This is a genomic window from Metabacillus sp. YM-086 (genome assembly GCF_048059995.1).
Lineage (GTDB): Bacteria > Bacillota > Bacilli > Bacillales > Bacillaceae > Metabacillus > Metabacillus litoralis_B.
Window position 1 is genome coordinate 95,756 of record NZ_JBLUOI010000009.1, and the last position, 23,165, is coordinate 118,920.

General features: G+C 36.2%; 22 protein-coding genes and 1 riboswitch. Of the genes, 12 read left to right on the plus strand and 10 right to left on the minus strand.

Annotation, left to right across the window (positions count from 1 at the left end; genetic code table 11):
- Window positions 1-6: 6 nt before the first annotated feature.
- The 4 genes from argJ to ACEWK1_RS06360 all read right to left on the minus strand — a co-directional run bounded on the left by argJ (window position 7) and on the right by ACEWK1_RS06360 (window position 3,869).
- Complete coding sequence (argJ, locus tag ACEWK1_RS06345) at window positions 7-1,239, minus strand: bifunctional ornithine acetyltransferase/N-acetylglutamate synthase (RefSeq protein WP_269671105.1); 1,233 nt, start codon at window positions 1,237-1,239, stop codon at window positions 7-9.
- 59 nt (window positions 1,240-1,298) lie between these two features.
- The gene (argC, locus tag ACEWK1_RS06350) at window positions 1,299-2,336 is read right to left on the minus strand and encodes an N-acetyl-gamma-glutamyl-phosphate reductase (protein WP_212136134.1); all 1,038 of its coding nucleotides are present in this window, start codon (window positions 2,334-2,336) and stop codon (window positions 1,299-1,301) included.
- 253 nt (window positions 2,337-2,589) lie between these two features.
- Window positions 2,590-2,898 (minus strand): metal-sulfur cluster assembly factor, encoded by a 309-nt coding sequence (locus tag ACEWK1_RS06355; RefSeq protein ID WP_098797882.1) that lies wholly within the window; start codon window positions 2,896-2,898, stop codon window positions 2,590-2,592.
- A gap of 203 nt (window positions 2,899-3,101) precedes the next feature.
- Window positions 3,102-3,869, minus strand: coding sequence for a prolyl oligopeptidase family serine peptidase (locus ACEWK1_RS06360; protein WP_212136133.1), 768 nt, complete (start codon window positions 3,867-3,869; stop codon window positions 3,102-3,104).
- Window positions 3,870-4,035: 166 nt separating this feature from the next.
- On the opposite strand from ACEWK1_RS06360, the gene ACEWK1_RS06365 reads away from it, so the two are divergent.
- The 3 genes from ACEWK1_RS06365 (at window position 4,036) to ACEWK1_RS06375 (ending at window position 5,341) form a co-directional block, all read left to right on the plus strand.
- Window positions 4,036-4,848, plus strand: coding sequence for a Cof-type HAD-IIB family hydrolase (locus ACEWK1_RS06365; RefSeq protein WP_247339978.1), 813 nt, complete (start codon window positions 4,036-4,038; stop codon window positions 4,846-4,848).
- 148 nt (window positions 4,849-4,996) lie between these two features.
- Complete coding sequence (locus ACEWK1_RS06370) at window positions 4,997-5,146, plus strand: hypothetical protein (protein ID WP_176551110.1); 150 nt, start codon at window positions 4,997-4,999, stop codon at window positions 5,144-5,146.
- Entirely contained in the window at window positions 5,147-5,341 is a 195-nt protein-coding gene (locus tag ACEWK1_RS06375) for a DUF3813 domain-containing protein (RefSeq protein ID WP_098797885.1), read from the plus strand. It begins immediately after the preceding gene.
- A gap of 15 nt (window positions 5,342-5,356) precedes the next feature.
- Here ACEWK1_RS06375 and ACEWK1_RS06380 read toward each other — a convergent pair whose 3' ends face one another.
- On the minus strand, window positions 5,357-5,836 hold the full coding sequence (locus ACEWK1_RS06380) for a BsuPI-related putative proteinase inhibitor (RefSeq protein WP_212136131.1): 480 nt from the start codon (window positions 5,834-5,836) through the stop codon (window positions 5,357-5,359).
- Window positions 5,837-5,840: 4 nt separating this feature from the next.
- The gene (locus tag ACEWK1_RS06385; protein ID WP_098797887.1) at window positions 5,841-6,683 is read right to left on the minus strand and encodes a YitT family protein; all 843 of its coding nucleotides are present in this window, start codon (window positions 6,681-6,683) and stop codon (window positions 5,841-5,843) included.
- A 145-nt stretch (window positions 6,684-6,828) separates the two neighbouring features.
- Between ACEWK1_RS06385 and ACEWK1_RS06390 the strand changes: the two genes are divergently transcribed.
- Together ACEWK1_RS06390 and ACEWK1_RS06395 are read left to right on the plus strand one after the other, a co-directional pair.
- Entirely contained in the window at window positions 6,829-7,686 is an 858-nt protein-coding gene (locus ACEWK1_RS06390) for a DegV family protein (protein ID WP_212136130.1), read from the plus strand.
- 61 nt (window positions 7,687-7,747) lie between these two features.
- Complete coding sequence (locus ACEWK1_RS06395) at window positions 7,748-7,879, plus strand: DUF3941 domain-containing protein (protein ID WP_098797889.1); 132 nt, start codon at window positions 7,748-7,750, stop codon at window positions 7,877-7,879.
- 283 nt (window positions 7,880-8,162) lie between these two features.
- Here ACEWK1_RS06395 and ACEWK1_RS06400 read toward each other — a convergent pair whose 3' ends face one another.
- From ACEWK1_RS06400 to ACEWK1_RS06410, 3 genes are all read right to left on the minus strand, one after another.
- Window positions 8,163-9,815: a methyl-accepting chemotaxis protein gene (locus ACEWK1_RS06400; protein WP_212136129.1), complete on the minus strand. Its 1,653-nt coding sequence runs from the start codon at window positions 9,813-9,815 to the stop codon at window positions 8,163-8,165.
- A 9-nt stretch (window positions 9,816-9,824) separates the two neighbouring features.
- Entirely contained in the window at window positions 9,825-10,793 is a 969-nt protein-coding gene (locus ACEWK1_RS06405; RefSeq protein ID WP_212136128.1) for a BMP family lipoprotein, read from the minus strand.
- Between the two features lie 138 nt (window positions 10,794-10,931).
- Window positions 10,932-11,795 (minus strand): S1 RNA-binding domain-containing protein, encoded by an 864-nt coding sequence (locus ACEWK1_RS06410; protein ID WP_212136127.1) that lies wholly within the window; start codon window positions 11,793-11,795, stop codon window positions 10,932-10,934.
- 181 nt (window positions 11,796-11,976) lie between these two features.
- Here ACEWK1_RS06410 and ACEWK1_RS06415 point away from each other — a divergent pair, with 181 nt between their 5' ends.
- From ACEWK1_RS06415 to ACEWK1_RS06430, 4 genes are all read left to right on the plus strand, one after another.
- On the plus strand, window positions 11,977-12,468 hold the full coding sequence (locus tag ACEWK1_RS06415) for a YajQ family cyclic di-GMP-binding protein (RefSeq protein WP_121664699.1): 492 nt from the start codon (window positions 11,977-11,979) through the stop codon (window positions 12,466-12,468).
- A 259-nt stretch (window positions 12,469-12,727) separates the two neighbouring features.
- A riboswitch (SAM riboswitch) is annotated at window positions 12,728-12,870 on the plus strand.
- Between the two features lie 341 nt (window positions 12,871-13,211).
- The gene (locus ACEWK1_RS06420) at window positions 13,212-15,065 is read left to right on the plus strand and encodes a bifunctional homocysteine S-methyltransferase/methylenetetrahydrofolate reductase (protein WP_212136126.1); all 1,854 of its coding nucleotides are present in this window, start codon (window positions 13,212-13,214) and stop codon (window positions 15,063-15,065) included.
- On the plus strand, window positions 15,058-18,480 hold the full coding sequence (gene metH / locus ACEWK1_RS06425; RefSeq protein WP_212136125.1) for a methionine synthase: 3,423 nt from the start codon (window positions 15,058-15,060) through the stop codon (window positions 18,478-18,480). The genes ACEWK1_RS06420 and metH overlap by 8 nt, the downstream gene beginning before the upstream one ends.
- Before the next feature lie 656 nt (window positions 18,481-19,136).
- On the plus strand, window positions 19,137-19,763 hold the full coding sequence (locus ACEWK1_RS06430; protein ID WP_212136124.1) for an FMN-dependent NADH-azoreductase: 627 nt from the start codon (window positions 19,137-19,139) through the stop codon (window positions 19,761-19,763).
- Between the two features lie 278 nt (window positions 19,764-20,041).
- Here the strand turns inward: ACEWK1_RS06430 and ACEWK1_RS06435 are convergent, their stop codons facing one another.
- Window positions 20,042-21,043, minus strand: a complete 1,002-nt coding sequence (locus ACEWK1_RS06435; RefSeq protein WP_212136123.1) for a DUF3231 family protein — start codon at window positions 21,041-21,043, stop codon at window positions 20,042-20,044.
- A gap of 151 nt (window positions 21,044-21,194) precedes the next feature.
- Between ACEWK1_RS06435 and ACEWK1_RS06440 the strand changes: the two genes are divergently transcribed.
- The 3 genes from ACEWK1_RS06440 to ACEWK1_RS06450 all read left to right on the plus strand — a co-directional run bounded on the left by ACEWK1_RS06440 (window position 21,195) and on the right by ACEWK1_RS06450 (window position 22,877).
- Window positions 21,195-21,620 (plus strand): MarR family winged helix-turn-helix transcriptional regulator, encoded by a 426-nt coding sequence (locus tag ACEWK1_RS06440; protein WP_121664694.1) that lies wholly within the window; start codon window positions 21,195-21,197, stop codon window positions 21,618-21,620.
- Between the two features lie 140 nt (window positions 21,621-21,760).
- Window positions 21,761-22,633, plus strand: a complete 873-nt coding sequence (locus tag ACEWK1_RS06445) for an SDR family oxidoreductase (protein ID WP_212136122.1) — start codon at window positions 21,761-21,763, stop codon at window positions 22,631-22,633.
- A 112-nt stretch (window positions 22,634-22,745) separates the two neighbouring features.
- A complete protein-coding gene (locus ACEWK1_RS06450; RefSeq protein WP_269671106.1) occupies window positions 22,746-22,877 on the plus strand; it encodes a hypothetical protein in 132 nt (43 codons plus the stop codon).
- Window positions 22,878-23,165: the final 288 nt, after the last annotated feature.

The following is a 23,165-nucleotide window of genomic DNA, read 5'->3' on the forward strand; positions in this document are numbered from 1 at the left end:
TCTCCCTTATGTTCTATAGCTTGCGTTAATTTTCACGTAATCATATGTTAAATCACAGCCCCAGGCTTTACCGGCTTCAGCTCCAACTCCCAGGTTAACTGTTATTTTCACTGAATCTTGTTTTAAGTAACTTGAAGCAGCCTCTTCGGAAAACGATTGTGGACTATTGTTCGTGAACAAGCATAAATCTCCTAGGAAAATATCAATCTTTTCCGGTTCCACTTGTGCCTCACTATATCCAACTGCACAAATAATTCTTCCCCAGTTCGCATCTGCCCCGTAAACCGCTGTTTTAACTAAGCTTGAACCAACGATTTTTTTTGCAACAACATTTGCTTCTTGCTTCGTCTTAGCACCCGTTACTTCAACTTCAATCAGCTTTGTTGCTCCTTCACCATCTTTAGCGATCTGCTTTGCCAGCTCTTCACTTACTAATTGAAATGCTGCTTTAAAGTCATCCCACTGTGGATGATTTGGATTTAGCGCATTATTTTCTGCCTTGCCATTTGCCATAACTAATACCATATCGTTTGTTGATGTATCACCATCAACAGTAATTTGATTATATGTTTTATCAGTTACTTCGCTTAAAAGCACTTGAAGAGTTGCGGAATCAATATTCGCATCAGTTGTAACGAATGAAAGCATTGTTGCCATATTTGGATGAATCATCCCTGATCCTTTAGCGGCTCCCCCAATTGTTACTGTTTTCCCGTCAATTTCTACTTCGTAGCAAGAATTTTTCATAACCAAATCTGTTGTTAAGATCGCTGTTTGAAATGCCTCTGATGCTTCTTGGTTACATTGAGGATTTAACTCCTGGATACCGGCACGAATTTTATCCATCTTCAAAAATTCACCAATAACACCTGTTGAAGCAACTGCAACATAATGAGGTTGAATAGTAAACAGGCTTGCACAGCGCTCTCTCATTTCATATGCATCTTTTAATCCTTGTTCACCAGTACATGCATTAGCGTTTGCACTATTAACAATAATCGCTTGTAATAAGTTTTCTTTTGCTACACTTTCTTGTGTTACCTTTAACGGTGCAGCTTGGAAATGACTTTGAGTGTATACAGCCGCGCAGCTCGCCGGCACCTCACTATAAATAACACCTAAATCATTTTTCGAATAACGTAACCCGACGTGAACACCGTCAGCTGAGAAACCCTTTGCTGAAACGATTGACCCGTTTTCAATTTTTTTAATGCTAGATGTTTCTTTTGCTTGTAGCACGTTTATTTCCTCCCCGGTTGTCATGATGAACAAATTTTCTTCATCACTTACAAATAGTCTTATGGATATATAGGTGCAAAATACAAGCCCGTTGCTTCTTCATAGCCGTTCATTAGGTTGAAGTTTTGTACCGCCTGACCTGCTGCACCCTTCATTAAGTTGTCAATTACCGCAACAATCGTTACTCTTCCTGTTCGTTCATCTACTTTTAGGCCGATGTCACAAAAATTCGAGCCATAAACCTCCTTTGTTGAAGGAAACTCACCTTGTTTACGAACACGCACAAATGGTGATGCAGCATAAAAGTCTTTATATAAATCTAATAAACTTTCTGTTGTATACGACTCTTGTAAACTAGCATAAATTGTCGCCATAATTCCTCTTGTCATTGGAATGAGGTGTGTATTAAATGAGATAGCCGTTATCCCATCGTTTAATGCAAAAAGCGCTTGCTCCACCTCAGGTATATGTTGATGTTCATGAACTTTATAAATTTTTATATTTTCATTTGTTTCAGAAAAATGAGTAGCTTGTGAGATATTTCGACCCGCTCCAGAAACTCCTGTTTTCGCGTCCACTATAATCGATTGTTCTTGAATAATTCTGTTCTGTACAACTGGTGCCAAGCCCAAAATTGTAGCGGTAGGGAAACATCCTGGATTTGCAAGCATTGTTGCCTTCTTAATTTCTGCTTTATTTAACTCAGACAATCCGTAAACTGTTTTTTCCAGTACCTCTTCTTCTACACAAGGACGTTTATACCAATGCTCATACTCATTACGGTCTTTCAACCTCAAATCACCGGACAAATCAATAATCTTTACTTCTGAGTCAAGAAATTGTGGTGATAATTTTCTTGAAACCCCAGGAGGTGTTGCTAAAAATAATACATGTATATTCAGTTTGATCTCTTCCACATCAATACCTTTTAATATGTGATCACTCAGATCATTTAGATGTGGAAATGTGTTACTGTATGGAACATCCATTTCCGAAGATGAATATAGGATACATTCTTCTACATGTGGATGATTGGATAATATACGATATAATTCGACTCCACCATATCCTGTGGCCCCGATAATTCCGACTTTCACCAAATCACACCCTCTAGTAAGTTCGTTTTCTAAATTATTTCTCAATTATAAGTTTGTATAAAAATAAAATCAAGTGTATAAATAATATTTTTTTAAATTTTAAAACTAATTCTTATGCATATTGAGATTGTGTCAGTTTATGTTGGAAATGACATCATTTATATATATACATCAATATGCATAAATGAAACGAAAAAAGTGTATAAAAAAACATCAATCTAACTCATATGAGTAAATTGATGTTTTCTTATGTTTATTGAATTCCTAGAGCAATTTTAGCAATTCTGGACATTTTATCTTTTGTCCATGGTGGATTCCAAACAATATTTACTTCTGTGCTCTTAACTTCTGGGATATCATCAAGTGCAATTTTGATTTGTTCAACAATCGTTCCTGCTAATGGGCAGCCCATTGAGGTAAGTGTCATTGTTACGATTGTTTTCCCCTCTTCATCCATTTCAATGTCATAAACAAGTCCAAGGTTGACAATATCAACACCTAGCTCTGGATCGACAACTGTTTCTAACGCACCATAAATATTTTCTTTTAGTGATTCATCCATTTCGGTTAGCACTCCTTTTAAGATCGTGGTACTTTGAGTATAGTAAAAGCTAAAGTAGAAAGAAAGGATTCTGCTTTCTTTCTGTGTAAGTAAAATTTATATTTAGGAAGTAATCGAATATAGGCACTTTCAGATTAGTTCGTTCCATTGCGCTCCACTATAAAGATAAACCTACTTTTAAAAAACAACCTTTTCATATTCACCTATAAATACCTCTCAAACCATTCAACTAATGCTAATGTACCTTCTCGGGATACCTTGTGGTCAGCTAATGGGTCTGCAATGAACCTCAGCTTTTCTGGTTGTGCTTCATACATTGGTGTGATTTCTTTGTAAAATTGATAGGTTGGAGCAAATGGAACTACATTATCTCGTTCACCATGCCAAAAGAGAAGTGGTCGATTTTGAAGCTTTTCTTTTTGGAGGCTCAAGTCAAATGGCTGTAAATGTGTTAGTTGTTCCTCTATTTCTTCATTTGACAGTGGAACCTCTACTCCGCTTTGTTGTAAAGAATACAGCTGCCCTTTTAGAAGTGTTGTATAACATGGGCTTCCCATTAGACTAACTGCTGCTTTTATCCATTCATATTGAGTGAGAGCCCCTAACGTTGTAATTCCCCCCATAGAGGTACCTGCAAGTCCAATACGCTCTGAATCAATTAGCTGCTTTTGTTCAAAGTATTCTTTTATCATGTCCACTTCTTTTATTTCATTCAATACGATCTTCCAAAAATTCAGGCTTAATTCTTTTGTGTCATAATTCTCGCTTCTCTCTCCATGGTATAAAGCCTCAGGTAAGATGACTCTCATGCCTTTTTCAGCTAAATAGTAAGCATAGTGGAGGTTGTTTTCTTTGGCACTTGTAAAACCATGCACAAAAATCACGAAAGGTGTTTTTGTGTCCTGTAAGGATTGCTTTACGATGTGAAGTGCTGGAATGTTTTCTATATGTAATTTTTCAACAATAATCAATGATTATGCGCCTCCTGAGTAATTTTCCCACTTTGTTAGTGTAACATGTAGACATCAAAGTTGGAAAAAAGATACACTGTTATTGAATAGGTGTACCCTATAAGTAGCAATTGTGCCTACATAAACCGGATATCACCTAAAAAACATATATGGTAAAGGAGACTGTATGGAAACGAAACCTTTTTTAATTGCTTTAGACTTAGATGGGACTCTTTTAAAAGATGATAAAACAATATCACCTTACTCTAAGGAAATAATCAGCAAAGCAAAAGCAGCAGGCCATATTGTCTGTATCGCAACAGGTAGACCATTTCGATCAAGCTCCATTTATTATGATGAATTAAACCTAGATACACCGATTGTCAATTTTAATGGTGCATATGTTCATCATCCAAAGGACGATAGTTGGGGATCCTATCATACTACTTTAGATTTGGAAGTTGTAAAGCAAATCATTGATGTCGCTGAAGAGCATCACTTACATAATGTTTTAGCTGAAATTATTGATGATGTGTATTTTCATTATCATGATGAAAAAATGATCGATGTTTTTAGTATGGGAAATCCGGATATTAAAATCGGTGATTTACGTCAAAATTTAGGGAATGATGTAACGAGTATCCTTATTCATGCGGCTGAAGAAGATGTTGAAAAAATTAGAAATTACTTATCAGATGTACATGCTGAAGTTGTTGATCATCGCCGATGGGCAGCACCGTGGCATGTTATTGAAATTATTCGAGCAGGAATGAATAAAGCAATTGGTTTGGAAAAAATCTCTTCTTATTATAATATCCCTTCTGAACGCATCATTGCATTCGGAGATGAAGATAATGATTTAGAAATGCTCACATACGCAGGACAAGGTGTAGCGATGGGAAATGCCATTACAAAGCTTAAAGGTGTTGCTAACAAGGAAACTAAAACGAATGAAGAAGACGGAGTTGCCCATTATTTAAAAAACACACTTGGCTTATAAGTCTTTAAACAGGTAGTTTTATGTATTTTGTGACAACATTCTTATGTAATCTAGATAGTAATTGCCATTAATATAATCAACTTTTTCGCACACAATAATCTTGACGCATCGAACGAGAGCGTCATCATTATAAAGGGGGGCTTTTTCAATGGGTAAACGTAACAAATCAAAACGTTTTGTTCAACAAGGCAAAGATATCGTTACTAAGCACGATGAGAGGTTCCCTTACCACTCAACATTATCTGAATCAGAAGCACATAAAAGTAAAACAGATGATACTCCACTTGGAGGGATATAAGTGACAAATCCATTATTTCAGCAAGCTCGTGAAGCAGTTGCCTATGCAAACTCTATATCCACAGGTTCTGAGCAGGGAGATCAACAGGAAGCAGTTATGAAGGCAAAAAATGCCTTATCTTCTGCTTTTGCAAACTGTACAGATGCTGAACGAGCTCAACTTCGAGAGTTACAGCAAACACTTACTAGCATGTAACAAAGTAAAGCGAACCTATTTCGGTTCGCTTTCTTTACTAATTTGAAAAAGCACTTCTTTTTTTAACTCTACTGTATCAGGAGCTAAAATGGTTATTTCTGCTTTATATTCTCCTGGTGAGAGTGACGAGTATTCCCATATTTCTTCCCACTCCATACTTTCACCTGATTTAATTAAGGCCGTTTCAATTGCTTGTGTAAACATTTTACCTTTTGAATAACGATACACTTCTTCTCCCTTTTTATTTGTCACGACGATTTCATATTTTTGACTTGTAGGAAATTCAATTTTCTTCATTTCATCGGTATTGTTTATCAATGTAATAATAAATTTTATTGTTTGTTTCTCTGGATATATGGAGACATTCAAGTCCAGTTCTCCATTCTTCACTTCTTTTACCTCTGTTTCAGGCACAATGCTTTCTGCTTCACTTCTATCTTCTAAAGAACAACCCGTTAAGAAGAAGATCACCAAAATAAAAACTCCTATCCTCATTTCATTACTCCTTTCTAAAAAAGCCAAAGATACCTGCCGTTTGAACAATGTTTGTAAATGCTTGTGGATCTTCTTCTTTAATAATTTTTTCGAGGTCATATAACTCATATCTTGTGATAACAATAATTAACATATCCTTCGTTTCATTCGTAAACGCACCTTTAGCAGGAATCATTGTTATTCCCCGAACTAGCTTTGAATGTATCGCTTTTTTTAATACATCCGCTTTTTTCGTAATGACCATAGCTGTTAATTTCTCATGTCTTGTATGAATAGCATCAATAACGCGCGTAGAAACATAGAGTGAAACTAATGTGTATAATGCTTTTTCCCAACCAAAAAGTAATCCAGCAGCCAGGATGATAATGCTATTAAACAGAAAAAAATAGGTTCCAACAGGCTTGTCCTTCATTCGGGAAAGTACCATCGCGATAATATCTAGTCCACCTGTCGAGGCACCGTATTTCAACGTAATCCCAACACCAATGGCCATAATAACACCACCAAAAACGGCATTTAATAATATATCCTCTGAAAAAGAATATAAGGGCACAAGCTCTAAAAAAAATGTTGTTGCAGCTACACTAAAAAAACTATATAGCGTAAAGGATTTCCCTACTTTTAGCCAGCCTAAAATGGCTACAGGTATGTTTAAAAGTAAAAGCAGAATTCCTGTTGAGATAAAAAATGGAGTGTAATCTTCCAATACCCTCGATATCAGCATAGCAATACCTGTAAAACCACTTGAGTAAACATTTGCAGGTATTAAAAAAAAATTTAAACCGACTGCATTTAATAATGCACCGAGAATGACCACAATGATTTTCATGGTTTCTGTTTTCAACATTCATTTTTTCCTCCTGTCGTTCAAGCTCTTTAGTCTAGTTTTTCCCATCTTCATAAGAATTGAACACAAAGATTGTATTTTAGCTCCGTAGTGTTAAACTAAAATTATCGTAAGGAACTTATTATAAGTTAAATGAGGTGTTAAAATGAATGTTCACATTTTAGCTGATAGTGCATCTGATTTACCTATTGAATATTTTCAGGAAAATTCAATTACTTTTCTTCCTTTAAGTGTTGAACTAAATGGGAAACAACTGGAGGATCAAAGAGAAATAAAGCCTAAACAAATTTATGAAGAAATGCGACAAGGTACCATAGTTAAAACATCTCAAATCACTCCATCTTTATTTAAGGATGTTTTTACTGAGCTTGCTAAAAAGGGAACACCTAGCTTATATGTTGCTTTTTCATCAGAACTCTCGGGTACATACCAAACAGCCATGATGATGCGAAATGAAGTGTTAGAAGAGTATCCTGATTTTCAATTGTCAATTATTGATTCAAAATGTGCATCTCTTGGCTGCGGTCTTGCCGTTAAATATGCAGCTGAGCTTGCTAAGAGTGGAAAGTCATTGGAAGAAATTGAAAACACTGTAAAAACCTATTGTCAAAAAGTTGAGCATATCTTCACCGTTGACAATCTAGAATACTTAGCCCGCGGCGGACGAATTAGCAAAGCTTCAGCATTTGTTGGCGGTTTATTAAATATTAAGCCATTACTACATGTTGAAGATGGGAAGCTTATCCCTCTTGAGAAAATACGTGGACGTAAAAAAGTATTTAAACGAATTATTGAAATCATGAAAGAACGTGGATTAAATCTCCAAAATCAAACAATCGCGATAAGTCACGGTGATGATGAGGAATCTGCAAATGAAATCAAGGCTTTGATTCAAGAAGAATTTCAACCAAAGGATATTTATATAAACTATGTAGGTGCGGTTATCGGTGCCCATTCAGGACCAGGGACACTAGCGATTTTCTTTTTAAATGACGAGCTTTAACACATACTCGCAATAGCATGTGGGAATGATAAGCTTACACTCGTTTGAAAGGAGCATCACCATGCCACACACTAGTGATAATGATAAAAAAGCAAAAGACAATAACGCAAAACGTCATGAAAAAAATATGATGCGCGAAAAAAATCGCCAAAAAGGCGAACGCCAATACTCTAAAAAAACAGATCATCTCTAAGTAATAAATGATTTATAAAAGGTGTTTCGCTGTGAAATATTTGCTAAATTGCAACTTGTGAATTCTTTTTAAAAAAATAGTGAAATGGAGCGGTAGACACTTGACTCCTGCGGGAAGTGAGGAAAGGCTGAGACCCCGCAGGCAAAGCCGAGGAGGCTCAGCTTCCTCCCCGGGGAATCTTGTGTCTGGAGCGCAATGGAACGAACCTGTTCTTACCTTTCTTATATAAAAATATACTATACCAAAGCAAAATGCCCCTCACAAATATATAAGGGGCTCTTCCTTATTTCAGCTTAAATTTACCAATCGTTTCATTTAAATCATCCGTTAATTCTCTCATTGTAACAACTTTACTTACAATTTTCTCAAACGTTGACAATTGTTCAGTTGTTGACGCGGAAATTTCCTCATTACCTGCTGCCGTTTCCTCAACAACTGCACTAATGCTCTCTACACTATTAAGAACCTTTTCCCCAAATTGTTTCGAAGAATTCATTCCCTCAACTAATGACGTCAAACGTATCATCATTTCATCCACTCGAACACCGATGTTATCAAAAGCCTCTGTTGTCGTATCCATTGAGCTCTTTTGTTCTTCAGCAATGGTCACACCCGCTTGAACAAATTGAGTAATTTCAGAAATGCCTTCTTTTATTTTTGTAACCATCTCAAAAATATGCTTTGTAGAGTTTGTAGATTCCTCTGCAAGCTTTCTCACCTCATCCGCCACAACAGCAAATCCTTTTCCAGCCTCACCTGCTCGTGCTGCCTCTATGGCAGCATTTAAAGCTAGTAAATTAGTTTGATCTGCGATACCTGAAACTGTTTTCGCCATATCTTCAATTTGAGCTGCATAAATCGTAAACGTTTTTGTGGCTTCATCAATTTTTTGAGTTGTATTTTGATTTTTAATCATTAATGAACGCTGAGTTTCAATGGCTTCTTGACCAGACGTAATTGCTGAAACAGCCTCGCTCCCAAAGGTAACAGATTCTTCAGATTTAGTCACGTTACCCTTAAACCCATTATCCATCTGTTCAATTAAAGAAACAGCATCTTGCAAATCATTTGAAATAGACTGTGTACCAATTGACATCTCATTTGTGGAAACTGCCACTTGATTTGTAATAGCAGCTAATCCCTTATTTTCTGTTTCTAAATCTTTAGCAAAGCCTTCAACATCCTTACTCACTGTTTCAACAGAAACTAGTAAGCTTCTTAACTGATCAACCATTTGCTCAAAAGATGTATTTAAAGCACCAAGCTCATCCTTGCCTTTGTACGTAATCGACTCTATAACAAGGTTTCCAGCTGCAATTTCCTCCGCATTCTTTGATAATGCCCTTAACGGACGGGTAATTGAATTTGTCATTCTAAGCGCAATGAACAAGCTGAGTACCACTAGAATGATACTTCCGATTACTGCTGAAACAATTACAAAGGAAATTTGTTTTTGTAGATTTTGTTGTAAAATAGCATATTGCTCATTTGCATATTCATTTAGTAGATGTATGTCATTTAAGATTCCATCTAAACGAACTGATTGACGTTTTGCTTCAGGACCAATCTTATCCTCAAGTGCCGTATTTGCTTCTACTTTCCACTGCTCATACTTAGTTATCGCCTTTTCCAATGTTTCTACACTATTACTGTGAGTGATCCCCTTTTTTAATTCAGCTAGTAATTTGTCACTTTCTGCTATACTAAGCAACACTTCTTCTTTTTGAGCGTCTGTTGCTGTAACCGAAAAATTATTTAACCCTTGCTTTGATGTGTTCAACTTACCTTGTAATTCTTCTATGTTTAATAAATTGGGAACTTCATCTTGAGTAGATGATTGAATAGACAGCATATTATAAATGATAAAAGCAATCATAAACAACGCTAATAGTAGTACACTGATTGAATTAATTAATAGCTTTTTCTTTATTGTCATGTTATCCTCCTAACTGCCACTTATGAGCTTTTCTTTCCACTCATCAATCGTTTGTTGTTGTTCTTCACTGAATGGTACGACTCTAAGTGGAGCCAAATCGATTCCATTATCTTTAATTCCTAACTCAATATGACCTTCAGAAATTTTCCCGTCTTTTATTAACTGCTCTGCTAATTGATACATAGCTGTATCAACCTTTTTCAGCATCGATGTGATAACAGCTTTCTCAGCATAAAAATATTGATCCGTGTCTACACCGATGGCCAATACTTTATTTGCCTGGGCCTCCTTTAACATACCAACACCAGTAAAACCAGCTGCCGCATATAAAACATCCACATCTTTTTGAATCATATCACGTGCAATCTGCGCTCCAAGCTGGTCGTTACCGAAGTCTCCTGCATATTTAACTTCCACAGTAATTGAAGGATTTACAGATTTTGCTCCCTCAATAAAGCCATCTTCAAACTTATTAATTAGTGGGACATCATCTCCACCTATAAAACCTAATTTATTTGATTTTGTCGCTAAAGCTGCAACTACACCTGTTAGAAAGCTTCCTTCATCTTCTTTAAATGTAATAGAGGTTACATTTTCAAGTTCAGAAACTGCATCAATTAAAATAAAGTGTTGATCAGGATATTTTTTAGCCACCTTCTCTAGGTCGGTTTGCACCATAAAACCTAAACCAACAATAATATCGTGATCTTCTTCAACTAATTCTGTTAAACCTTTTTCATACGTTTCTGATTCTTTAAGTTCTCTATAATCAAATAAAATTCCAAGCTCGTCTCGTGCTTTTGTTAATCCATTAAATGCCGAGTCACTAAAAGATTGATCTCCTAGTCCGACATCAGACAACATAATACCAATTTTCACCTTGTCATCAACTGAGCTCGCGGTCTCTTGCTGCGAACAACCAGCGGTGATGATCACAAAAACTAAAGCAAACAAGGCTGTTACATTCTTGATGAACATGTTAAAACCTCACTTTATCAATTTTATATCCATTACTTATATCGACAAATTCCGTCAATTTTCCACCCTATTTAGGATTTTTATATAAAAAAAGCTTTCACTCTTTTTCATTTAAGAGTGAAAGCTTTTTTAACTCGATTATTGATTATTTTCTTCTTCTTTAAAGTAAGTCCAGCCATCCTTTTGATAAACTCGATTATTTTTCATTAATAATCCTAAAGCTCGTTTAAATGCTCCCTTACTAAGATTAAAACGTTCTTTTATATCATCAGGATCACTTTTATCTGTAAATGGCATAGCACCGTTTCTGTCTTGCATATATGCATAGATTCTTTCCGCATCACTGCCTTGCGCTTCATGCTTTCGTGGCAATAAAGAAACATTGATTGTTCCATCTTCTTTTACATCAATGACCCTGCCGGTAACTGTCTCGCCTAATCTTGGCTCAACTTCACGTTGGGAGGAATGAATAAACCCTTTGTATCCTTCTTCTGTAAGAATGAACGATCCGGCAACAATCATTCGGTAAACTGTTCCTGTTACTTCCTTGTTGAATAAAGCTCGATCTGCATTCTTAAAGAATGGCTCAACAATTTCTTCTGTTGCTAGTCGTACAAAAAATCGGCCGTTTTTCGAAACCTTTAACGTACAATAAAGCTTGTCCCCTACATTTGGCCACACTTCACGTAAATATGGAAGATGATCTTTAGCTACTAATGCATCCTTGCTTAGTCCAATATCCACAAAAGCGCCCATATCCTCAACGATGTCCACCACTTCAACCCAGCCATATGTATCTTGGGTAATGAACGGCTTTTTCATTGTTGCGTAAAGGCGATCTTGTGCGTCAACACCAAAGAAAACCTCCACCTTTTCTCCTTCTTCAACTTCTCCGATCACTTCATTATTATGTAAAAGAACACGGTCTTTCCCATCTGTTAAAAAGTATCCGTAATCCACCTGCTCATCTATTGTTAGTGTTGCAAAAGTTCCTGGGATCATAAATAATATGTCCTGCCTTTCATCTTATGTTTTATACATTTCCGTATATATTGTAAGTAGATCCGCGGGTAGCCCCGAAGAGTCTCCTCGACAATTGATTCACACTTTTTAGGTAAAAGTTGTGATCATTGTTTTATTTTACTATAATCAACCTATATTATATACGCAATGGAGGATAATTATGGCGAAAGATAGTTCATTTGATATTGTATCAAAAGTTGAGTTTCCAGAAGTTACAAATGCAATCAATATCGCAATGAAAGAAATTGCAACAAGATATGACTTTAAAGGTAGCAAAAGCAATATCAGTCTAGAAAAAGAAGAGCTTGTTTTAGTTTCAGACGATGAATACAAACTAGAGCAGTTAAAAGATGTTCTTCTATCTAAGCTGATTAAGAGAAACGTACCGATTAAAAACATTTCTTATAAAAAGGTTGAAAATGCTTCTGGTGGCACTGTTCGTCAAAAAGCTGAATTGGTTTCAGGAATTGATAAAGATAACGCAAAGAAAATTAATACCATTATTAAAAACACTGGTCTTAAAGTAAAATCTCAAATTCAAGACGACCAAATCCGTGTAACCGGAAAAAGCCGTGATGAGCTTCAGCAAATTATTGCAGCAATCAAAGGTGCTGATTTACCAATTGATGTTCAATTCATCAACTACCGCTAATTAACCGCATAGTTACATATTATAAGTCAGGCCACCAACAACAGCCTGACTTTTCTACTATTATACGCATATTCCCACGATCTCATCATATGCTCTAACTGTCATCGTCTGGAAACACTCACCAAAACTTCCATCTAAAAAAAGCATCACAGACTATTAATTTTAGACAAATCATCATTTTACTATTGATATTTTTCGCAATATTAGATAAATTAGTTGTAATCCTTTTAATACGTTAAAGTTATTAAGAAAATTTCATATCTTATCAAGAGAAGCTGAGGGACTGGCCCGATGAAGCTTCAGCAACCGGTCCATAACGAGTGAAGTCTGGTTTACTTGATTGACTAAATTTAGAACATAACCCTAAGTCATTTTCTTTTAGCACAGAAAAATAAATAAAAATGACTCGAATAAAGCGCTTTTGTTTGTTCGAAGCATTTTTATTTATTTTTCCAAGGCTTGCCAAGCAAGCCGCTGCAAGCGAAAGCTTGCCGTGCTAAAAGAAAACATCCAACACAAAGTTAGAGCTTCTAATCTATGATAGTCTCTATCAAAAACCGTCAATCAAATTCTAAAACCACCCACCAAGACTTCTGCGAGTGCCAAGGTGCTAATTCCAGCAAGCATATTCAACATGCTTGGAAGATAAGGGAAGCTTATGATTATACAGCCTTCTCAACAAGAAGGCTTTTTTTATTAGTATAAATATGATCAATACTCAACTAGATCGGGGGCTCTTATTTATGAATTTTTTAGAAGATTTAAAAAGTAAAATTTTAATTGCTGACGGTGCAATGGGAACAATGCTTTACTCTCACGGAGTAGATCGCTGCTTTGAAGAATTAAACCTTTCTAAGCCTGAAGATGTGCTTGCTGTACACCAAGCCTATATTGAGGCAGGCGCTAACCTCATCCAAACGAATACATATGGGGCAAACGATATCAAATTGTCTCGTTACGGGTTAGAGGACGACATTAGACAAATCAATAAAAAAGCGATAGAAATTGCAAAAAAAGCTGCAAAAGAGTCAACCTATGTTTTTGGAACAATCGGAGGAATCCGTACCTTTAAAAAGAGTGCTCATAGTATTGAAGAAATTAAACGTAATTTTAGAGAGCAACTCTATCTTTTGCTAAATGAAGATGTGGACGGTCTACTACTCGAAACATTCTATGACTTAGAAGAAATGAAAACTGTTCTTTCAATTGCTCGAAAAGAAACAAATAAACCGATCATTGCAAATGTATCACTCCATGAAGCTGGTGTATTACAGGACGGTACTTCATTAACAGACGGATTTTCTATCTTAGAAGAACTCGGAGCAAACGTAATTGGCTTAAACTGCCGTTTAGGTCCACATCACATGATTCAATCTCTAGAAGAAGTACCTATTCCTGAGAAGGCTTTTCTATCTGTTTTTCCTAATAGCAGCTTACCTGCATTAAATGAGGGTCGTCTTGTCTATGAATCTGATGAAACTTACTTTAAGGAAAGCGCCCTAAAATTTAGAGAACAAGGTGTTAGATTAATAGGCGGGTGCTGTGGTACAACACCAAACCATATTAAAGCAATGGCTGAGGCAATAGCTAATTTAGCCCCTGTACAAACAAAGCAAGTAAAAGTCGCGAAAAAATCGGCAATTGAAGTTCAAGATCAAAAGGTAAACTCCCTCCCACCACTTGAGGAGATTGTGAGAGAAAAGCGCTCGGTTATTGTTGAGCTTGATCCTCCTAAAAAGCTTGGAATGGATAAATTTTTAGAAGGAGCACAAGCACTGCATGATGCAGGAATTGATGCATTAACACTAGCCGATAATTCATTAGCATCCCCTCGTATTAGTAATCTAGCAGCAGGGATTCTAGCAAAAGAAAAAACAGGTGCAAGAACACTAATTCATATTACTTGTCGTGACCGCAATTTAATTGGCTTACAATCTCATTTAATGGGGTTACATTCACTTGGTATGAGTGATGTATTAGCTATCACTGGAGATCCATCTAAAATTGGCGATTTCCCGGGAGCTACATCTGTTTATGATGTTTCATCATTTGATTTAATCAGCTTAATTAAACAATTTAACGAGGGTGTATCTTATTCAGGGAAGCCACTTGGTCAGAAAACAAATTTCTCTGTAGCAGCTGCTTTTAACCCTAACGTACGTCATCTTGATAAGGCTGTTTTAAGACTTGAAAAGAAAATTGCTCATGGTGCGGATTACTTTATTTCACAGCCTTTATACTCAAGTCAACAAATTATCGATGTTTATAATGAAACCAGAAATTTACAAGCTCCAATTTATATCGGCATTATGCCATTAACATCTAGCCGTAATGCAGAATTCATTCACAATGAAATTCCAGGCATTAAGCTTTCTGATTCTATTCGCGAAAAAATGGCGAATGCTGGAAATGACAAGGAAAAGGCTCGTCAAGAAGGCCTGGCCATTGCGAAGGATTTAATTGATACAGCATTTGACTTATTTAATGGAATTTATTTAATTACCCCATTTTTACAATATGACCTGACAGTGGAGTTAACAAATTACATCCATGAAAAGGAAAAACAGCGAGCTGAAAGGAAGATTACCCATGTCTAGCATAAAAAAAGAACTGGAAAAACGAATACTTGTACTCGATGGCGCTATGGGTACAATGATTCAAGCTGCAAACCTAACAGCTGAAGACTTTGGTGGCGAAGAATATGATGGATGTAATGAATACTTAACACTCACTTCGCCTAAAACAATTCAAGACATTCATGAAGCCTATTTAGAAGCAGGCTCAGACATTATCTCAACAAATACGTTCGGTGCTACAAGCCTTGTTCTAGACGAATATGACCTTGGTCATCTAGCATTAGAAGTTAACATTGAATCTGCAAAAATCGCAAAACGTGCTGCTGAGAAATTTTCAACAGCTGAAAAACCACGATATGTTGCAGGAGCAATGGGACCTACAACAAAAACTCTATCTGTTACCGGTGGAACAACGTTTGATACATTAGTAGAAAATTATGAAGAACAAGCAAGAGGGTTAATTCTAGGAGGAGCTGATTTGCTTCTTCTAGAAACAAGTCAAGATATGCTAAACGTAAAAGCAGGTTTCCTTGGCATTCAACAAGCGTTTGTAAACACTGGTAAAGAAATACCTCTTATGGTCTCGGGAACAATTGAACCTATGGGTACTACCTTAGCAGGACAGGATATTGAAGCCTTTTATGTTTCTCTTGAGCATATGAAACCAATTTCAGTTGGATTAAACTGTGCGACAGGTCCAGAATTTATGACAGACCATATCCGTACATTATCAGGCTTAGCAAACACTGCAGTTAGCTGTTATCCAAATGCAGGATTACCTGATGAAGAAGGAAACTATCATGAATCACCAGAATCATTAGCAAAGAAATTAGTTGCTTTTGCAGAGCAAGGCTGGCTTAACCTTGTTGGTGGTTGCTGTGGAACTACTCCTGATCATATTCGTGCTATTACTGAAGCTGTTTCAACAGTCTCCCCTCGTAAAATGGAAGAGATTTCAAACGGTCACACCGTTTCTGGTATTGACGCCCTTATTTATGAAGAAGGAATGCGTCCCCTATTTGTTGGTGAACGGACAAACGTTATTGGTTCAAGAAAATTCAAACGCCTTATTGCTGAAGGTAAGATTGAAGAAGCATCGGAAATTGCTAGAGCACAAGTGAAAAATGGTGCACATGTAATTGATATCTGTTTAGCTGACCCTGACAGAGACGAGCTAGAAGATATGGAAGTATTCATCCCAGAGGTTGTGAAGAAGGTTAAAGCTCCTCTTGTTATTGACTCAACAGATGAAAAAGTTATTGAAATAGCATTAAAATATTCGCAAGGAAAAGCCATCATTAACTCAATTAACCTTGAAGATGGTGAAGAACGATTTGATGCAATCGTCCCTCTTGTCAAAAAGTACGGTGGTTCATTAGTTGTTGGAACAATTGATGAAGTTGGAATGGCATTAACAGCTGAAAAGAAACTCGAGGTAGCTATCCGCTCTCATGATCTTTTAGTGAAAAAGCATGGACTAAAAGCCAGTGACTTAATTTTTGATCCGCTCGTCTTCCCAGTTGGAACTGGTGATGAGCAGTACATTGGTTCTGCTAATGAAACAGTTCGCGGTATTCAGCTCATTAAAGAAAAATTACCTGAATGCTTAACAATCCTTGGAGTAAGTAACGTTTCCTTTGGTCTTCCTCCTGTCGGTCGTGAAGTATTAAATGCTGTTTATCTCTATCACTGTACACAAGCAGGCCTAGATTACGCGATCGTTAATACAGAAAAACTAGAGCGTTTCGCCTCTATTCCTAAAGAAGAAATCGAAATGGCAGAAAATCTTTTATTTAAAACAACAGATGAGTCGCTTGCGAAATTCACTGCCTTTTATCGTGGAAAGAAAAAAGAAGACAAAAAACCTGTCCAAAATCTTTCATTAGAAGAAAGACTAGCAAACTATATAGTAGAAGGAACAAAAGAAGGCCTTATTCCTGACTTAGAGTTGGCTCTTAAGAAATATCCAGAACCTCTTGATATTATTAATGGACCTTTAATGACGGGTATGGCCGAGGTTGGTGTACTTTTTAACGATAATCAGCTTATCGTTGCCGAGGTATTACAAAGCGCCGAAGTGATGAAGGCCTCTGTTTCTTACCTAGAGCAGTTCATGGAAAAACGTGATGACAGCGGAAAAGGAAAAATCCTTCTTGCCACTGTTAAGGGTGATGTTCATGATATCGGAAAAAACCTTGTTGATATTATTTTAAGTAATAACGGTTATAGAGTAGTTGATCTTGGAATTAAAGTAACACCTCAAACACTTATTCAAGCTGTGAAAGATGAAAAGCCGGATCTAATTGGTTTATCTGGTTTACTTGTTAAATCAGCTCAGCAAATGGTGATTACAGCACAAGATCTGCATAAAGCAAACTGTGACCTTCCGATTTTAGTTGGTGGAGCAGCTCTTTCTAGAAAGTTTACAAGAATGAAGATAGCTCCTGAATACAACGGTCCTGTTGTTTATGCAAAAGACGCAATGGATGGTTTATCGCTTGCTAATCAATTACGAACTTCACCTGAATTATTTGCTCAAAAAGAAGCAGCAGTTGCAGAAGAAACAAAAACGAAAGCTGCTCCGTCTCAGGCTGTGACTGATTTATTAATCAAACGCGGAAATCTAAGTGAAGCACCAATTTTCACTCCTAATGATACGAAACGACATATTATTAGAGACATTGACTTATCGCAAATCATCCCTTATGTGAATATGCAAATGCTCATTGGTCATCACCTTGGCTTAAAAGGAAAAATTAAAGAATTAGTGAAGAAAAAGGATCCAAAAGCACTTGAGCTTGTTGAGCTCATCCAGGAGCTCCTTAAGGATGGTGCAAAGCAAAAATGGTTTAAGCCAGCTGCTGTGTATCAGTTCTTCCCTTCCTATAGTGAAGGAAACAAGCTACACATTTTGAATCCGGACAATACCGATTCTATTTTACAAACGTATGATTTTCCAAGACAGGAAAAGGTGCCACATCGTTGTATTTCTGACTATGTGCGTCCTAAGCAGGATAATGGGTTTGATTATGTAGCCATGTTTGCTGTAACAGCAGGCAGTCAAATTCGTGAACTAGCACAAGGCTTTAAAGAACAAGGCGACTATTTAAAGAGCCATGCTGTTCAAGCCCTTGCTCTTGAGCTTGCAGAAGGATTAGCTGAACGAACTCACCAATTAATTCGTGACCGTTGGGGCTTCCCTGATGCACCTGACTTTACAATGGATCAACGTTTTTCAGCTAAATATCAAGGTCAACGCTTTTCATTTGGATATCCAGCTTGCCCAGACCTTGAAGACCAAGAAAAGCTATTCAAAGCGCTCCGACCAGAAGATATCGGAATTCAATTAACAGACGGCTTCATGATGGAACCAGAGGCTTCTGTTACCGCAATAGTCGTGTCTCATCCGGAAGCGAAATATTTTAATGTTATGTAGTTTGATATTTAAAGCCCTGAAACTAATTTGTTTTAGGGCTTTAAACTTTATTTAGCCGCAGCTTGAGGTAAATCTATTAACTTTCATTAAAAATCTATCAACTTCTTCTTAGAATCTATCAACTATTATCGAAAATCTATCAACTTTATTTAAAAATCGATCATCTAACAAATTCCGAGAAATTTCCGGAGTTTATTTCGTACAAATTTTGACCATCTTTAACTGATCACACTACTTTCTTGCAACTTCACACGCTATTTTTGCTAATACAACTATCTATTTTGCAGCCATTATTATTTTATTTGATACTTTCCCCATATTTTTGCAACTTCTATTGATTTAAGACTTTTTTGCTAGAAAAACTCATCCTTTTGACCGACCACAATTAAATGCTAAAAAGATATACTTGGTCTATACAAAAAATTACTCCCCATTGAAGGGGTAACTAGCAAGCTTCTTAATCCTAATACAATTAAGATATTTTTATATAAACTTATTATTTGACACATCTTTCATAATTGATTAGAATCAACTATGTTATTTAGTATGCACAACAACTATTCTTATATTAATAAATACCTAAGTAATGGTTGATATTTATCACAAAACAGTTGCTATAGCAACATCTTTAAGTAAATATATTAGGAGGAATTATTATGTCAAACGTATTATTTATTAAAGCAAATTCACGCCCTACTGAACAGGCTGTAAGTGTTCAATTATATGAGGCTTTTTTACAAAGCTATAAAGAATCTCATCCTGAAGATACAGTTACAGAGCTTGATCTTTTCCAAGAAAACTTACCTTACTATGGAGTAGACATGATTAACGGAATGTTCAAACGTGGTAAAGGAATGGAATTAACATCAGAAGAAGAACTTGCAGCAAATACAGTTCAAAAATATTTGGATCAATTCCTTGCAGCAGATAAAGTTGTTTTCGCCTTCCCACTTTGGAACTTCTCAGTTCCTGCTGTTCTTCACACGTACATGGATTACTTATGTCAGGCAGGAACAACATTCAAATATACAGCAGAAGGTCCAGTGGGATTATTAGCTGATAAAAAAGTTGTCCTTTTAAATGCACGTGGTGGCGTTTATTCTGAAGGTCCTGCTGCGTCAAAAGAAATGTCAGTTAACTATGTAAAAACACTTTTAGATTTCTTTGGTATTAAAGAAACAACAGACGTAATAGTTGAAGGTCATAACCAATTCCCTGACCGTACGAACGAAATTATTGAAGCTGGTATTCAAAAAGCTGCATCTGTTGCTACTCAATTCTAATCAAGCCATTTTTGATCTGGAATATAACACTTGAAAAAGATAAATACTAAGTAAGTGTTAGATAAGTAACACAAAACTGCAGTGCGGAGGGATTTCCTTGACAATTCTTAGCATGATCATTAACTTATTAATTAGGTTTTATAGAGGGCTATTCACTATTAGTAGAGAAGTTTCAAAACTATCATACAGAATGAATGTACCTTCTTTCGTTTAAGAATAAACAAGAAAAACCCATGCATTTGCAAAGAAAGCGAGCACATTACTGCTCGCTTTTTCATTTACTTTTTCCTAGCTAAAGCAGCTCGGTCATCTACAGTTGGTGGTTGTTCAAACCAACCGTTTTTTATTAATATATTTGCCCCATCTTCAGCATAAATCCCTATTTCAGCAAGTAATCTCATGTATTTTAAAATAACGTCTTTTCTTTGGCAAGTTGATAAGGCTGTACCATAATAGCCTACTGTTACTGAAACTAATGACACGATATGGAACAGCATAAGTTTGTCAGAAAATGGAGAGACAATGGTATTAGATACTTCAGACGTCCAATTTCTTGGTGATGGCAAATTATCTTCTGTTAAAATTTGTGTGAAAACATCATTATGCTTTTTGCATATATTTGCCCCTCTTTGAAAATATTCTCTTACTTCTTTTGAGTGACAAACTTGGCTAAAACCAATTTCTAAATCAATTTTCACAATCGTTTTTTGCATATTGTAATAAATATTTCCTACTTCAATTCCGTTTAAAGGTCTCTTTTTTGTAAACCAGCCGCCCAAATAATTTTGCTTATCCACAACATCTGTTTCATGCGGAGCATTAATGTATGGTGGTCGACTAAATACACCTTTATGTAGCATTAATTCAATTATTTTATCATATAAAGTTGTAGCCTCTTGATTACATTTTATGAAATAATCTCTTTGGTCAGCTCTCACCGATGTTCCAACCGCTAGTGAATAGCTATTCATTCCATGGAGGGTCATCACGTAGAGATACTGCATCATGAAGTTATTTGAAAACAATGGTGGTGCATTAAGGTTAATATCTTCCTCTGTAAAGCCTTTTGGTAGAGGATACTCTTCCTTTTTTAATAATTCCTTCACTTTTTCCACATGTGTTTTAGATAAGTTCAATGCAAATTCTAGGATTGATTTTACTTCGTCGTCCTTTACCGTCTTAATAAAATAAGTTAAAACACAAACCGACATACTATCATTCATATATTGACCCCAAAGTGCAGTAATCTCAGGCCCAGTTAATCGAACATTTTGAGTCATAATAACCTCCTTTCCTCAGATTATTTGTTAAGTGATTATTTTTCATTCATTATCCTCCGTACTTGACATTTTCCACATCAAATTGACAAGATCGTGCTATAACTCTAAACTTATGAATAGACATATTTAGTAAATTATAGGAGCCGTATAAATGACACTTTCTTTAAACGACTATATTAGTATTTTCATTCACCAAACTGACTTGGAATTAACCAGTTATGTTAAAAATAAATTATCACCCTTTAATATTGCTCCCGAGCAAAACTTAATTATGATGTTACTTTGGGAACATGACGGACGTAGTCAAAATGAAATTGCAACCAAGTTGAATAAAGATAAAACCAACATTGCGAGAATGTCATACGGCCTTGAACAAAAAGGCTTTATAAAAAGAAGAATGTGTCCAAATGACCGCCGAGTTCAACGGTTATATTTAACTGATAGTGGACTCAAGCTTAAAAAGCATATTATTCCAATTGCTGAACAGTTTAACACTCTTGTGTGTCAAAATATCACCACCGAAGAGCTCGATCAGCTTAGAAAAATCCTCCTAAAAATGCGCGCAAATTTAATATGATGCTTTAGAAACCTGATGAAGGTTTCTTTTTATTTTGTTTACCTTCTTTTCTAATCGGGAATATCAATACCACTTCAACAACATACTTTTCAGCTTTCTTCACATAATATGACAGGATAAAAGATGAGGAGGTAATTTATTTGAGCAATAATCAAAATCAACAAAAGCAAACAATGCCACCACAGCATCAAGATGTACAACCTGGTCATGAGGATATGATGAATCCACAACCAAAATTTGATGATACTTCTTATACAGGAAGTGGCAAACTGAACAATAAAGTAGCGATCATCACTGGTGGAGATAGTGGAATTGGACGAGCCGTTGCCGTGTTTTTTGCAAAAGAAGGTGCAAATGTTGTAATTTCTTACTTAGATGAACAAAAAGATGCAGAAGAAACGCAAAAGCATGTTGAAGCACAAGGTCAAAAATGCTTACTTGTAGCCGGTGATATCGGAGATGAGTCTGTTTGTCAGCAAATTGTTTCAAAAACAATGGATACATTTGGACAACTCGACATTGTGGTTAATAATGCAGCTGAACAACATCCACAAAAAAGCATTGAAGATATAACAAGCGAACAATTAGAAAGAACATTTAAAACAAATATTTTCTCGTTTTTCTATTTAACAAAAGCTGCTCTTCCTCATTTAAAGAAAGGCAGTGCAATTGTTAACACCTCTTCTGTAACGGCATACGCAGGAAACGAACAACTTCTTGATTATTCTGCCACAAAAGGTGCAATTACGACCTTTACAAGATCACTTGCACTTTCACTTGCAGGAAAAGGAATTAGAGTAAACGGTGTTGCACCAGGTCCTATTTGGACGCCACTCATTCCTTCAACCTTCCCTGCTGATCAGGTTGCAACATTTGGCTCAAACGTACCAATGAAGCGACCAGGCCAACCTGAGGAACTTGCTCCTGCTTATGTATTTTTAGCAAGTGACGATTCTTCCTACATGTCTGGTCAAATGATCCATGTTAATGGTGGGAAAATTGTTAATGGGTAATTAATTAAAAAGGCTGAAGTACAAATTACGAATTAACATTGCCTTTCGTATAGTAATTCGCACGCAATTTGGCAAGTAAATAAGCAAATAAAAATGCTTGGAGACATTATATATGCTCCAAGCATTTTTATACCAAAATAACCCGATTAAGCGATTTACAAATTTTAAAAATCGCCAGGAAATAGCTACTAAAATAAGCGGAGAAACTCCTCTTATTGAGGAAATAGCACAAAAAAAAGATTAAATAGATGGAATGATTCCGCCTATTTAATCAAAAAAGATGAAATTGGACCATTTTCCTTTACTTAACCGGAAAAACTTCGCTTAAATCCCCCAAACCGAGCTCCATACTTCAGTCTAAACGGAAAAACTCCGCTTATTTCTTACGATTAGTCAAGCGTATTTCAGTTAATTCGTTTATATTTTTTTATTAGATGTATTTGGGAGGGGTACCCCTCCCAAATACATCTAAATTTTCCCATGACAAAAAGACCTCACGATATTCTTTTTTTCGAAAGGTCAGTGTGCTATA

Coding starts and splice junctions, on each gene's coding strand:
- ACEWK1_RS06355 (WP_098797882.1), bottom strand. CDS start 2,898: ATGGATGAATCACTAAAAGAAAATATTTATGGTGCGTTAGAAACAGTT.
- ACEWK1_RS06365 (WP_247339978.1), top strand. CDS start 4,036: ATGGAAACGAAACCTTTTTTAATTGCTTTAGACTTAGATGGGACTCTT.
- ACEWK1_RS06370 (WP_176551110.1), top strand. CDS start 4,997: ATGGGTAAACGTAACAAATCAAAACGTTTTGTTCAACAAGGCAAAGAT.
- ACEWK1_RS06380 (WP_212136131.1), bottom strand. CDS start 5,836: ATGAGGATAGGAGTTTTTATTTTGGTGATCTTCTTCTTAACGGGTTGT.
- ACEWK1_RS06385 (WP_098797887.1), bottom strand. CDS start 6,683: ATGTTGAAAACAGAAACCATGAAAATCATTGTGGTCATTCTCGGTGCA.
- ACEWK1_RS06390 (WP_212136130.1), top strand. CDS start 6,829: ATGAATGTTCACATTTTAGCTGATAGTGCATCTGATTTACCTATTGAA.
- ACEWK1_RS06395 (WP_098797889.1), top strand. CDS start 7,748: ATGCCACACACTAGTGATAATGATAAAAAAGCAAAAGACAATAACGCA.
- ACEWK1_RS06400 (WP_212136129.1), bottom strand. CDS start 9,815: ATGACAATAAAGAAAAAGCTATTAATTAATTCAATCAGTGTACTACTA.
- ACEWK1_RS06405 (WP_212136128.1), bottom strand. CDS start 10,793: ATGTTCATCAAGAATGTAACAGCCTTGTTTGCTTTAGTTTTTGTGATC.
- ACEWK1_RS06410 (WP_212136127.1), bottom strand. CDS start 11,795: ATGATCCCAGGAACTTTTGCAACACTAACAATAGATGAGCAGGTGGAT.
- ACEWK1_RS06415 (WP_121664699.1), top strand. CDS start 11,977: ATGGCGAAAGATAGTTCATTTGATATTGTATCAAAAGTTGAGTTTCCA.
- ACEWK1_RS06420 (WP_212136126.1), top strand. CDS start 13,212: ATGAATTTTTTAGAAGATTTAAAAAGTAAAATTTTAATTGCTGACGGT.
- metH (WP_212136125.1), top strand. CDS start 15,058: ATGTCTAGCATAAAAAAAGAACTGGAAAAACGAATACTTGTACTCGAT.
- ACEWK1_RS06430 (WP_212136124.1), top strand. CDS start 19,137: ATGTCAAACGTATTATTTATTAAAGCAAATTCACGCCCTACTGAACAG.
- ACEWK1_RS06435 (WP_212136123.1), bottom strand. CDS start 21,043: ATGACTCAAAATGTTCGATTAACTGGGCCTGAGATTACTGCACTTTGG.
- ACEWK1_RS06440 (WP_121664694.1), top strand. CDS start 21,195: ATGACACTTTCTTTAAACGACTATATTAGTATTTTCATTCACCAAACT.
- ACEWK1_RS06450 (WP_269671106.1), top strand. CDS start 22,746: ATGCTCCAAGCATTTTTATACCAAAATAACCCGATTAAGCGATTTACA.